Raw genomic sequence first — 12,639 nt, 5'->3', positions numbered from 1 at the left:
CCTTGAATGCGGCTATTGAAGGAGAGCCTAAAGCTTCCCCGCGTGGGAAGGTCAAGGGGCAATGCCGATCCGACACCCAACACACCACATCCGTGAGAGCGGGCCTGGCAGCGAATGCGTGTTCGCCATGGATCCTTGTGGGAGCGAGCCTGCTCGCGAAGGCAGTGGGTCAGTCCACATGGATGGGTCAGACCTGCGGTTTCCCTCACACCTGCGCGCTAGGCATCACCTGGATCGCCGATTGGGTGCCACGTGTCAGCTCGCGGTACTCGTAGGTCACCTTGTCGGGCGTGACCTTGCCGGCGTAGCCCTTCTTGATGTTGGCGACGATGTAGTTGAAGTCGCTCTTGCTGCGGGTGGTGACGACGATGTTGGCCTTGCTGCTGGCGCTGGACACGTAGTTGCCCACTTGCGACAGCGGCTGCTTGAGACGCTTGTCGCGTTTTTTCACCAGGGTCTGCGGCACGTTGACCTGCATCGAGTCCATGCTCTCGACACTCGCGGCCCCGACGTCGTTGCGCTTGTCCGCCGGCACGGCTTCCTGGCGGGTGGTCAGTTGCACCACGGCGACATCACCCGACTGGGCCTCGATGGCCGCCTTGGCCTGCCGGGCGTTTTCCAGGTCCTTCTGACGCCCCACGTAGTAACCCGTCGGCGCCCCCAGGGCGGCGCCGATGGCGCAACCGGTGCCCGGGTGGCCGCCGGTCCCGGCCGCAATCGCCGCACCGCCAATGCACCCGAGCACCCCTCCGACCGCCGTGCTGCCCATGGGCGAATTCTGGCAACCACTCAACAACAAACCGGTGCAGGCGAGCAACACGGTCGATACAGCAAGTGCGCGCGACAAGGGCGACTCCTTTCGAGACTGAAGATGAGCATTCATTGAGGCTGATAACCGTAGGTCAGGCCGCCGAGCAGGTGCAGGCGCACCCGTTCGTTGAGCGGGTAAAACACCGGCTGGACCTGCGCTGTCCACTGCACGCCATGGGCGATGATCCAGCCCATGAGCCCCAGCGACGAGCCGCTTTGCTGCTTGAGGCTGAGAAACAGCGGCTGCTCGGTCACCTTGTTGGTCCAGAACATCGGCACCGTCAGCACCACCAGCGCATAGCCGACGAAGGCGGCCACATAGAGCCTCGGCGGGACGTAACACAGCGCCCGGGTGAAAAAGCCCAGGCACTTGAAGATGTGCGTGAACGCACCGAGCAGGGAAAACAGCAGGGCGATCATCGGCACAATCAGCGCGCGGTAGCTGTCACGGCCGATCTGCTCCTTTTGGCCTCGGTCGCGGTAGTTCTGCGGGTCGACCAAGCGATCTTCGATCAACTGCTGGGCATCGTAGCTGATGGTTGGCCGGTACACGGTTTGCTCGAAGCCGCTGGGCGACAGGTCGGGCTGCAGGGTGATCAAGTACGGCAAGTGCAACGCCTCGCGCCACTTGTTCTGGATCGGCAACTGCGCAAAAAACTGCCCGCGCGGCAAGCCTGGATCGATCCATCGACCGATCGACTCTAAGCCGGAGGCATAGGCGTTGCGGGCATCGCGTTGCACGCTCCGGGCCACGGCCTGGTTGAACCCCGCGCGATCATTGGGCCGCCAATCGTCAGCCACCGCGATGCCCTTCTCGCGCAGCGACTGGCGGACCGTGTTGACGTGGCGTCGGGGCACGTTGCTGGGGGTCAGGCGGCGATTGCGTTGCTTGAGGCTCGCCACGTAATCGCTCCAGGCCTGTTGCTGGTGCCGGGCGATGGAGGCCGCGCTGATGGCTTCCTGGTAGCGACTGCTGCCCTGCTGGTACTGGCGGTAGCTTTCATCCAGCTCGGCGAGGGAGTCCTGGTAGTGGCGATAATTAACCTCGGCATCGCCGCGCACGGTTTCGGCGAACAACTCGAAGAACCCCTGCGCCTGCTGCTTGATGCGATCCGTCAGGCGATCCACCGACAACAGCATGATGGGAAACGTCGCCAGCAGGGTCTTGCCCTCGGGGCGCTGCAAATCCTCGGCGGTGAGGTCCAGGCCCGTCAGGCCGAAATCGTGGTGCACCATCAAGTACGTCATCGGCACACCCAAGGCCGCGCGCGCGCGCTCATCGGGCGTCGAGCGATCCACCAGGTGATTGACCAGCGCCAACTGCGCAAAGTACGTGGTGCCCACACAGCCGACGATCACCGCGACCGCCCAGGCCGTCGTGCGAAGGCGGCTCCAGCCCAGGCGCAGACTCTTCTTCAGCACCATGCCCAGCCCCAGCAGGGCCACTGCCGTGCCGGCGATCAAGCGCCCGTAGACCTCGATGGACTCCACTTGATGATGACTGGCCAGGCCACCGACCACGTCCAGCAAACGGGCGTTGAACCCCATCTCGACTATCAGGTACGCCAGCGTCAGGGTCAGCATCACCAGGACCAGCACCCGTTCCTGGCGTCGTGGCAGCGGGTTCTTGTCTTCCCGTAGCCAGTGCATCAACGCACGGGCCGGCGAGCGGCGGGGAGCAAATCGCTTGAGCGACATCTGGCTGGTCACGACTCGGTCTCCAGCTTGGAGATCAAGTTGATCTCTACCCGGCGCCTGGGCGGCGTACTGGCCTGGGCATGTTCGACGACCGCATCGGCCACCGGCTGCGGCAGCGCGGAAGGAATCGGCACCTTGGCCGGCGGTTTGGCCACGGGCTTGGGCGCAGGCGGTGCGGGGGGCGTGGAAGGCAGCGTGCGCGCAGAGGGCACGGGGGGCACGGAAGCCGCTGCGGTCTTGGCCACCGGAGCAGGCTTGGTGGCCACGGGTGGCTTGGGCGCCGGTGCGGCGGGCAGTGGCGGCCGGGCCTTGGCCAGGCCTTTGAGCAGCCCCGGCAGGTCGACCTTCATCGGCCCACGGAAATTCTTATCCTTCGAGGAATAGGTCCAGGCCTCGGAACGCGGGCCATTCATCTGCATGGCGACGAAACTCTTGCCGTCTTCACTGCGCTGGAAGGCCAGCATGTCGCCACAGCCCCCCAGTCGATAAGGGCCCCAGACCGTCTTGCCGGAGATCACCACCAGGGCGGTTTGCGAGTCGCACTGGGCGGTGCGATAGCTCATGACCACCGCCGTGTCGCCGTCCAGCTCCATCGTGGTTTCAACGGTGCTTTCACGCCAGTCGTCCGGCAGTTGCACCTGCATCTTGCGCTCGTGCAGGCTCAAGTACGCCCTGCCGGCCGGGGTCTCCATGTGACTGAAAGGCCCGGCCACCGAATTGAAGCGACCGATCACCTGGTCGGCCTGCACCCCGAACGCGCTGCACAGCAGTACGAGCAACAAGCCGCGGGGAACCAGACTGGCCAGTGTTCGCAGCGCTCTGATGGGTCTCAACGTGGGTCTTCCTTTACCGGGTACCTGGGCGAGCCGACATTCCGCTACGCGCCCAGATGCTAGCATAAAGCCACAAAATCGCGATAACCCGCTTGGCCGGTGGACGCCCCGAAGCCCCGGTCTGAGCGCAATACGGCTCACTTAAGGACGTCCCGATATCGAAGAAACAGCCGGTGGCGAGCGCGCTTGTTCGCGCCCACAAGGGGATCGTGGCGAGCTTTAGCGCTTCTTCGCCTGTTCCTGGGCCTGGGCCCATACGCGTTCTTCCTGGGCGCGCAGTTCGGGGGTGAACTCGGCGCCGAAGTCTTCGGCCTCGAACACCTGGCGGATCTCGATCTCGGCCTCGGTGCCTGGCATCGGATTGGGGCAGCGCTTGACCCATTCGATGGCTTCTTCCCTGGACTTGACCTGCCACAGCCAGTAGCCGGCGAGCAGCTCCTTGGTCTCGGCGAACGGACCGTCGGTGACGATGTGCTGGCCGCCGGCGAAGCGCACGCGCGCGCCTTTGCTGCTGGGGTGCAGGCCATCGCCGCCGAGCATGATGCCGGCCTTGACCAGCGCCTCGTTGTAGTTGCCCATCGCCGTCAGCAGCGCTTCGCTGGGCATCTGCCCGGCTTCGGAATCGGCGCTGGCCTTGATCAGAATCATGAATCGCATGGCGGTTGCTCCTTGGGGATTGAGTGGCTGACTTCCTTGTCGAATAGCCGGGTCGAAAATCGACAGGGCCTCAATAATAATGGCCGATGTTTCATCCGGCGTTGGCTGGACCCGCCAGCGCTCTGCTCGGCCAGCGTCCACTGATCAGGTCTCTTCTTGCGCCGCATTCAGTGCATAAAACTCGTGCAACTTGGCCTGCAACAGCTGTTTGTCCGGCAATAGCGTCTGGTACTCGGCGACCAAGGCCGGCGACAACGAGCGATTCAGCGCGTACTCCACCACTTCGTCGTCCTTGCTGGCACACAGCAGCACGCCAATGGCAGGGTTCTCATGGTCTTTACGCTCGTTGCGGTCCAGCGCTTCGAGATAGAAGTCCAGCTTGCCCAGGTACTCTGGCTCGAAACGACCGACCTTCAGCTCGACAGCCACCAAACAGTTCAGCTCACGGTGGAAGAACAGCAAGTCCAGCGCGAAGTCGCGCCCGCCCACTTGCAGCGGGTACTCGCTGCCGACAAAGCAGAAGTCGCGCCCCAGCTCGGTCAGGAAATCCTTGAGGCGGGCCAGTAATCCTCGGTGCAGGTCAGCCTCGACATGGTCACTGGGCAGCCCGAGAAACTCGACCATGTAGGCGTCGCGGAACACGTCCAACGCCTTGGGATGCGTCTGTTCCAGCACTGGCGAGATCGTTGCCGGGCGGGTGACGCTACGTTCGAACAGCGCTGTTTTGAATTGGCGCTCCAGTTCACGGGTCGACCACTTTTCCTGGATGGCCAAGCGCAGGTAAAACTCACGTTCTTGCGGGTGTTTGCTTTGGCTCAAAATGATCAGGTTTTGGGTCCAGGGCAATTGTGTCAGCAGTGCTGACACTTTTTCATCATCCCGATAAGTCTCATAGAACTGGCGCATACGGAACAGGTTACGTCGCGTAAAACCACGCAACCCCGGCTGGGTCAGGGCCAGGTGGTCAGCCAACTGACTGACCACCGCGTCGCCCCACTCGGCCAGCGCCAACTTATGGCTGATGTACCCACCGACCTGCCAATACAGCTCGATCAGTTGCGTGTTCACCGCTTGCATGGCCTGCAGCCTGGCTCCCTGAATCAGCGCCAGGACTTCACCGAAGCGCTCGTCCTCTATGCGCCGAGGGGGATCAGCGGGGTTGGGTTGAGAGGTTTTTTGTGTACTCATGCGATGGCTCCAGGGAGCGGGAAAGGGATCAAAAGCCTAACGCTTCACACGGCATGCAGATCGCCAGGGCCGTGTAAACGCGCCCCTGATGCCAAACCCCACTCAAATATCGGATACGTCCTACACACAACCACAAAGCACTCTGCTCTCGTGCGTTGCAGCCCACTGGCCAACCCTCAATTCCCTGCTAGCGTTTGACTCATCCAACCCACGCCTGCCACCGCTAAAACGGCACTGCACACGCCTAGTAAGGGACGCCATGAGCACCACCGTCAAAGACCGCCTCAAACAAGGCAAGGATGCGCGCAAGCTGTGTCCGCGCAGTTCCCATGCCCACCCCGGGCACATCAAGCGCGACCCGATCCCGTTGATCAAACTCTCCAGCGAAGGCCGCGTGCAGTCGCTGGTGGCGCTGCGTTACGGGCGCATGCTGGTCTCGCCGTTTACCTTCTATCGCGGCAATGCCTTGTTGCAGGCCCACGACCTGGCCGGCACACCGGACATGGGCATGCGCTCGATGATTTGCGGTGACTGCCACCTGATGAACTTCGGCGGTTTTGCCACGCCCGAGCGCAATCTGCTGTTCAGCGTCAACGACTTCGACGAGGTGCACCCGGGGCCCTGGGAGTGGGACCTCAAGCGGCTGGTGGCGAGTTTCCTGGTGGCCGCCCGCGACCTGCGCCACGGGGTCTCGGTGGAGGAAGACGTCTGCCACCAGGTGGTGGCTGCCTACCAGAAGAGCATGGCCGAGTGCGCCGAACAGAGCGCCCTGGAAATCTGGTACGACTCCATCAGCTACACCGACCTGCTCCAGCGCGCCCGTTCGGAAAACACCCTGGAACACGTGCAACGGGCCATCGACAAAGCCGCACGGCGCACCCACGCCGAGCTGCTGCCCAAGATCAGCGAGCGCGATGCCCAGGGCCGCTTGTTGATTCGCGATGACCTGCCGGAAATCTTCCACCTGCACAACCACACCACCCTGCTCGACGCCGAGGACGACTGGTTGCGCCTGAGCGACTGGCGGCCGCTGTACGACACGTTCATGCGTGACTACCGCGCCACGCTGGTCGGTGACCGGCGCAATTTGCTGGGGCGCTTCGAGGTCCAGGACATGGCGTTCAAGGTGGTCGGTGTGGGCAGCGTCGGCACCCGTTGCCTGGTGGCGCTGATGACCGACAACCAGGAGCGCCCGCTGTTCCTCCAGTTCAAGGAGGCCCGGCCCTCGGTGCTGGCCAACTTCGTCAAGGTCAAGTCGCCCCGGCACAATGGCCAGCGGGTGGTCGAGGGCCAGCGCCTGATGCAATCGGCCAGCGACCTGTTCCTGGGCTGGACCACCGGCCCCAACGGCCGGCACTTCTACGTGCGCCAATTGCGCGACATGAAGGTCTCGGCGGAGCTGGAAACCTTCGACGACGAAGCCTTCGCCGCCTACGCCCGCACCTGTGGCCGGGCACTGGCCCGCGCCCATGCCAAGGCCAGCGGGCAAGCCGCGCAGATCAGCGGCTACATCGGCAAGAGCGACACCTTGAGCGAGGCGCTGATGCAGTATGCCAAGACCTACGCCGACCAGAACGAGCGGGACTTCGAGCGTTTTCAACTGGCCTGTCGCAAGGGCCGGTTGCTGGCCCGATCGGAGGCGGACTTTGCGGCGGACCACCTGCCGTAGATTTCCCGGCCCCTCGCGAGTGTGCTACCTATAGCGGCCTCTACCCCCGTGCGAGGCCCTGCATGAAGTTCACCACGATCTCTGTTGCGCGCAAACTCAAGTTCTATCAACTGGTGGTGTTCGACCAGGTGCTGCAAAGCGGCTCCCTGGTCCGGGCCGCTCAGGCGTTGAACCTGACCCAGCCGGCCGTGACCAAGATCATTCATGAGCTGGAGTCGTATTTCGATGCGCCGTTGCTGATTCGTGGCAATCGCGGGGTCAGCGCCACTGAGCTGGGCGAGTTGGTGGTGCGCCGGGCCAAGTCGCTGTTGGCGGAACTGCGCTCGCTGACCGACGAGGTCAACGCCTTCCAGGAGGGCACCAGCGGGCACGTGATGGTCGGTACGCTGATCTCCGCATCCACTTCGCTGCTGCCTCGGGCCATGCAATTGCTCAAGCAACAGGCGCCGGGGGTGCTGGTGTCGTTGCGGGTCGGGCAGATGGATCAGTTGTTCCCGGCCCTGGCGGTGGGCGAAGTGGACCTGGTGGTGGGCCGGGTGCCGGACGATTGGCGTTGGCGCAATGAGTCGCCGATGCTCGATGTCGAGGTGTTGTACGCCGAGGAGTTGAGCATCGTGGCCGGGGCGAACCACCCGCTGCACCAACAGTCGCCGGTCAGCCTGGCGGACTTGCATGCGTACCCATGGGTGCTGCCGACCCGCGATTCCCTGCTGCGGCGCACCGCCGACAAGCTGTTCGCCGACGCAGACCTGGCGACGCCGGGCAACGTGGTCGAGTCGCTGTCGATCCTCACCAACATCACCCTGATGCAAGACCAGCAGACCGTGGCGCTGATGCCCTTTGAGGCCTCGCAACAGTTCGTCAGCGCCGGCCTGCTCAAGGCCTTCGACCTGGGCGCGCCGTTGCAGTTTGGCGACATCGGCTGCTTCTTCTCCAACACCCGCGCCCTGGGCCCCGCCGCGCGGCTGTTTCGCGAGTGTTTGAACCAGGCGCGCAGCGAGTCGGATGAACGATTGCCGATCCCGTAGGAGCGAGGCTTGCCCTAATGCCAGTCAGTTAAGCGAAACCCACGTGGGAGCGAGCCTGCTCGCGATAGCAGTAGGTCAGTCAACGGAGATGTTGGCTGTGTTGCCGTCTTCGCGAGCAGGCTCGCTCCCACAGGTTTGGCGCCTTAACTGACTGGCATTAAGGCTTGCCCGCGAACAGGGTGGGTCAGGCAGCATCGATGTTGACGGTGCTGGCGCCTTCGCGGGCAAGCCCGCTCCCACAGGGGCGGCGGCGTAGCGCAAACCGTGTTTACCCCATTGATCCCCGTAGGAGCGAGCCCCATCTATTCCAGATCGCTATAGCCACCCCCAACCTTTTTATTATTCGCTAATAGCCACTCTCCCTACACTCCCTCCGACTACCCATGTTTCCGGAGGTTGATGTGTCTGCACCCTTGCCGTTGCTGCGTCACTACATCGCGGGCGAATTCGTCGCCAGTGCGCAGACCTTCCCGAATATTTCGCCCATCGACGGCACGCCCCTGAGCCACGTCTGCGAGGCCGACCAGGCCCAGGTCGATGCTGCCGTCGCCGCCGCCAAGGCTGCGCAGCACGGTCCGTGGGGCGACTACAGCGCCAGCCAGCGGGCACAGATGCTGCACAAGATCGCCGATGGTATCGAACGGCGCTTCGAAGACTTCGTCGCCGCCGAAGTGGCCGACACCGGCCGCCCGGTGCAGCAGGCGCGCACCCTGGACATCGCCCGGGGCATCCACAACTTTCGCACCTTCGCCGAGCTGATCAACCAGGCCGGCAGCGAGTGCTTCGAGATGCGCGCCAGCGACGGCAACGACGTGTTCAGCTACTCGGTGCGCAAGCCCCATGGCGTGGTGGCGATTATTTCGCCGTGGAACCTGCCGATGCTGCTGATGACCTGGAAAGTCGCCCCGGCCCTGGCCTGCGGCAACTCGGTGGTGATCAAGCCGTCCGAAGACTCACCGTCCACCGCCACCCTGCTGGCCGAGGTGATGCACGACGTCGGCCTGCCGGCCGGGGTGTTCAACCTGGTGCACGGCTTTGGCCCGGGCTCGGCCGGTGAGTTCCTGACCCGCAACAAGGACGTCGACGCGATCACCTTCACCGGCGAGTCGCGCACCGGCGAGACCATCATGAAAGTCGCCGCCGACGGTGTGCGTGATGTGTCGTTCGAACTGGGCGGCAAGAACGCCGCCGTGGTGTTTGCCGACTGCGATTTCGACGCGGCGGTGGCCGGCGTGCTGCGCTCCAGCTTCACCAACTCGGGCCAGGTGTGCCTGTGCTCGGAGCGGGTGTATGTCGAGCGGCCGATCTTCGAACGTTTCGTCGCGGCCATGAAAGCCGGCGCCGAGGCGCTGAAGATCGGCTACCCGGATGAAGACGGGGTGAACATGGGTTCGCTGATCTCCCACAAGCACCGCGACAAGGTGCTGGGCTATTTCGACCTGGCCCGCCAGGAAGGCGCCACGTTGGTGACGGGCGGCGGCGTGCCGGTGTTCGGTGATGCCCGCGACAACGGCGCCTACGTGCAGCCAACGATCTGGACCGGCCTGGGCGACGACGCCCGCTGCGTGCGCGAAGAAGTGTTCGGCCCGGTGTGCCACATCGCCCCGTTCGACAGCGACGAGGAAGTCATACGCCGGGTCAACGACTCCGCGTACGGCCTGGCCACCGCCCTGTGGACCCGCGACTTGAAGCGCGCGCACAAGGTTTCGCGGCGTTTCGAGGTGGGCATGGTCTGGGTCAACACCTGGTTCCTGCGTGACCTGCGCACCCCGTTTGGCGGCACGCGCCTGTCGGGACTGGGCCGCGAAGGGGGTCGTCACTCCCTGGATTTCTACTCGCAGATCACCACCATCTGCGTCAACCCTTAAGCCCCGGAGCCTCACTCATGCATGCAGCTCTCATCGAAGCAGCCGTTCGGCTGCGCCAGGCCGAACGCGACGGCCAGCCCTGCGCGCCCGTGCGCGAGCTGATCGCCACGGCGCTGGCCGCCGACCCTTCGGCCGACCCGGTGGCCTTGGCCTACGCCGTGCAGCAGTACAACAACCAAGCGGCCATCGAGGCCGGCCAGCGCCCGGTCGGGCACAAGATCGGCCTGACCTCACGCGCCGTGCAGCAACAGCTGGGGGTCAATCAGCCGGACTTCGGCCAACTGTTCGCCAGCATGGCCCGTGGTGACGATCAACCGATTGCCTGGGTCGACACCCATCAACCCAAGGTCGAGGCCGAAATCGCCCTGGTCCTGGAACACGACCTGTGCCACGAACGGCACACCGTCGCCGACCTGATCCGCGCCACGGCCTTTGCCCTGCCGGCCATCGAGATTGTCGGCAGCCGCGTCGCCAACTGGGACATCCGCCTGGTCGACACCATCGCCGACAACGCCTCGTCGGGCCTGTTCGTGCTGGGCAGCCGCCCGGTGCAACTGGCGCAACTGGACCTGGTACGCTGCGGCATGAGCATGACCCTGGGCGGCGAGCCGGTATCGGTCGGCGCCGGGGCCGCGTGCCTGGGCAACCCGTTGAACGCCGCCCTGTGGCTGGCCGACACGCTGGTGCGTTTCGGCACGCCGTTGCGCGCCGGCGACATCCTGCTGACCGGGGCGCTGGGGCCGATGGTCGCGGCACGACCGGGCCAGGTGTTTACTGCCCACATCCAGGGCCTGGGCAGCGTCACCGCTGCCTTCGAGCGGAGCGCTGAACATGACTGACAAACTCAAGGTCGCGATCATCGGCTCCGGCAACATCGGCACCGACCTGATGATCAAGGTCCTGCGCAACGCCAGGCACCTGGAGATGGCAGTGATGGTCGGCATCGACCCGGCCTCCGACGGCCTGGCCCGCGCCGCCCGCATGGGCGTGGCGATCACCCACGAAGGGGTTGAAGGCCTGGCGCGGATGGACGTGTTCAAGGACATCGACTTCGTGTTCGATGCCACCTCGGCCGGCGCCCACGTGGCGAACGACGCGTACCTGCGAGCTATCAAGCCCGGTATCCGCCTGATCGACCTGACCCCCGCCGCCATCGGCCCGTACTGCGTGCCGGTGGTCAACCTGGAACAGAACCTGGACCAGCTCAACGTCAACATGGTCACCTGCGGCGGCCAGGCGACGATCCCGATGGTGGCCGCCGTGTCGCGCATCGCCCGCGTGCATTACGCCGAGATCGTGGCCTCCATTGCCAGCAAGTCCGCCGGCCCCGGCACCCGGGCCAACATCGACGAGTTCACCGAGACCACGTCCAAGGCCATCGAAGTCATCGGCGGCGCCGGCAAGGGCAAGGCGATCATCGTGATGAACCCGGCCGAGCCGCCGTTGATGATGCGCGACACGGTGTTCGTGCTGTCGGCAGCGGCGAACCCCGCCGAGGTCGAGGCCTCGATCATTGCGATGGCCGCTGCGGTGCAGGCCTATGTGCCGGGCTATCGCCTCAAGCAAAACGTGCAGTTCGACGTGATCTCCGAGGACGCACCGCTGCACATCCCGGGCCTGGGCACCTTCTCGGGGCTCAAGACGTCGATCTTCCTTGAGGTCGAAGGCGCCGCCCATTACTTGCCGGCCTACGCTGGCAATCTCGACATCATGACCTCCGCTGCCTTGGCCACCGCCGAGCGCATGGCGCAGTCGATGCTTAATGCCTGAGGAGCCTTACGATGACCTTCAACCCCGGCAAAAAGCTCTACATCTGCGACGTGACCCTGCGCGATGGCAGCCATGCGATTCGTCACCAGTATTCGATCCAGAACGTGCAGGACATCGCCCGTGCCCTGGACAAGGCCCGCGTCGATGCCATCGAAGTGGCCCACGGCGACGGCCTGCAAGGGTCGAGCTTCAACTACGGCTTCGCGTCCCACACCGACCTTGAGTGGATCGAAGCGGCGGCGGATGTGCTCAGCCACGCCAAGATCACCACCCTGCTGTTGCCCGGGATCGGCACGGTCCACGATTTGAAGGCGGCCTACAACGCCGGGGCACGGGTGGTGCGCATCGCCACCCATTGCACCGAGGCGGACGTGTCCCGCCAGCACATCGAGTACGCCCGCGCGCTGGGCATGGACACCGTGGGCTTCTTGATGATGAGCCACATGATCCCCGCCGAGCAGCTCGCCGCCCAAGCCAAACTGATGGAGAGCTACGGCGCGACGTGCGTGTACATGGCCGACTCCGGTGGCGCGATGAGCATGCAGGACGTGCGTGATCGGTTCCGCGCGTTCAAGGCGGTGCTCAAGCCCGAGACCGAGACCGGCATGCACGCGCACCACAACCTGTCGCTGGGGGTGGCCAACTCGATCACTGCCGTCGAAGAAGGCTGTGACCGCATCGATGCGAGCCTGGCCGGGATGGGCGCCGGCGCCGGCAACGCGCCGCTGGAAGTGTTCATCGCCGCCGCCGAACGCCTGGGCTGGAACCACGGCACCGACCTCTACACCTTGATGGACGCGGCCGATGACATCGTGCGCCCGCTGCAGGATCGCCCCGTGCGGGTCGACCGCGAGACGTTGGCGCTGGGCTATGCCGGGGTCTACTCCAGCTTCCTGCGCCACGCCGAAATCGCCGCCGCCAAGTACGGCCTCAAGACCCTCGACATCCTGGTAGAGCTGGGCAAGCGCAGGATGGTCGGAGGCCAGGAAGACATGATCGTCGACGTCGCCCTGGACCTGCTCAAGCGCTAACCCAACCCCCCATAACCCCCCCTGTGGGAGCGAGCCTGCTCGCGAACGCGGTAGTCCAATCAACATCACTGTTGGCTGACCCACCCT

Annotated in this window: 11 protein-coding genes; 6 read left to right on the top strand and 5 right to left on the bottom strand. The window is 64.6% G+C overall.

The features are described 5' to 3' along the window. Nucleotides 1-205: 205 nt before the first annotated feature. From BMW74_RS20650 to BMW74_RS20630, 5 genes are all read right to left on the bottom strand, one after another. Nucleotides 206-847, bottom strand: a complete 642-nt coding sequence (locus BMW74_RS20650) for a glycine zipper domain-containing protein (RefSeq protein WP_175479269.1) — start codon at nucleotides 845-847, stop codon at nucleotides 206-208. 32 nt (nucleotides 848-879) lie between these two features. Then, complete coding sequence (locus BMW74_RS20645; RefSeq protein ID WP_093425901.1) at nucleotides 880-2,520, bottom strand: hypothetical protein; 1,641 nt, start codon at nucleotides 2,518-2,520, stop codon at nucleotides 880-882. After that, nucleotides 2,517-3,341, bottom strand: a complete 825-nt coding sequence (locus tag BMW74_RS20640) for a hypothetical protein (protein ID WP_139208437.1) — start codon at nucleotides 3,339-3,341, stop codon at nucleotides 2,517-2,519. Before BMW74_RS20640 ends, BMW74_RS20645 begins: the two co-directional genes overlap by 4 nt. Before the next feature lie 219 nt (nucleotides 3,342-3,560). Then, complete coding sequence (locus BMW74_RS20635) at nucleotides 3,561-3,998, bottom strand: YciI family protein (protein ID WP_093425897.1); 438 nt, start codon at nucleotides 3,996-3,998, stop codon at nucleotides 3,561-3,563. Nucleotides 3,999-4,142: 144 nt separating this feature from the next. Next, nucleotides 4,143-5,186: a PDDEXK nuclease domain-containing protein gene (locus tag BMW74_RS20630; protein WP_093425894.1), complete on the bottom strand. Its 1,044-nt coding sequence runs from the start codon at nucleotides 5,184-5,186 to the stop codon at nucleotides 4,143-4,145. A 259-nt stretch (nucleotides 5,187-5,445) separates the two neighbouring features. On the opposite strand from BMW74_RS20630, the gene BMW74_RS20625 reads away from it, so the two are divergent. From BMW74_RS20625 to dmpG, 6 genes are all read left to right on the top strand, one after another. Then, entirely contained in the window at nucleotides 5,446-6,855 is a 1,410-nt protein-coding gene (locus BMW74_RS20625) for a DUF2252 domain-containing protein (protein ID WP_093425891.1), read from the top strand. A gap of 62 nt (nucleotides 6,856-6,917) precedes the next feature. After that, complete coding sequence (locus BMW74_RS20620) at nucleotides 6,918-7,883, top strand: LysR family transcriptional regulator (RefSeq protein ID WP_093425889.1); 966 nt, start codon at nucleotides 6,918-6,920, stop codon at nucleotides 7,881-7,883. A gap of 401 nt (nucleotides 7,884-8,284) precedes the next feature. Continuing rightward, complete coding sequence (locus tag BMW74_RS20615) at nucleotides 8,285-9,751, top strand: 2-hydroxymuconic semialdehyde dehydrogenase (RefSeq protein ID WP_093425887.1); 1,467 nt, start codon at nucleotides 8,285-8,287, stop codon at nucleotides 9,749-9,751. A gap of 17 nt (nucleotides 9,752-9,768) precedes the next feature. Next, nucleotides 9,769-10,590 carry a 2-keto-4-pentenoate hydratase gene (locus BMW74_RS20610; RefSeq protein ID WP_093425884.1) on the top strand — a complete coding sequence of 274 codons (822 nt, stop codon included), beginning with the start codon at nucleotides 9,769-9,771 and terminating at the stop codon, nucleotides 10,588-10,590. Beyond that, nucleotides 10,583-11,521 (top strand): acetaldehyde dehydrogenase (acetylating), encoded by a 939-nt coding sequence (locus BMW74_RS20605; protein ID WP_093425881.1) that lies wholly within the window; start codon nucleotides 10,583-10,585, stop codon nucleotides 11,519-11,521. Before BMW74_RS20610 ends, BMW74_RS20605 begins: the two co-directional genes overlap by 8 nt. A gap of 11 nt (nucleotides 11,522-11,532) precedes the next feature. Continuing rightward, complete coding sequence (dmpG, locus tag BMW74_RS20600; RefSeq protein WP_093425878.1) at nucleotides 11,533-12,552, top strand: 4-hydroxy-2-oxovalerate aldolase; 1,020 nt, start codon at nucleotides 11,533-11,535, stop codon at nucleotides 12,550-12,552. The last annotated feature ends 87 nt before the right edge of the window (nucleotides 12,553-12,639 follow it).

This window comes from Pseudomonas sp. ok272 (assembly GCF_900109995.1).
Lineage (GTDB): Bacteria > Pseudomonadota > Gammaproteobacteria > Pseudomonadales > Pseudomonadaceae > Aquipseudomonas.
Note: the sequence above shows the minus strand (reverse complement) of the source record. Positions and strands in the feature narration are given on the sequence as shown.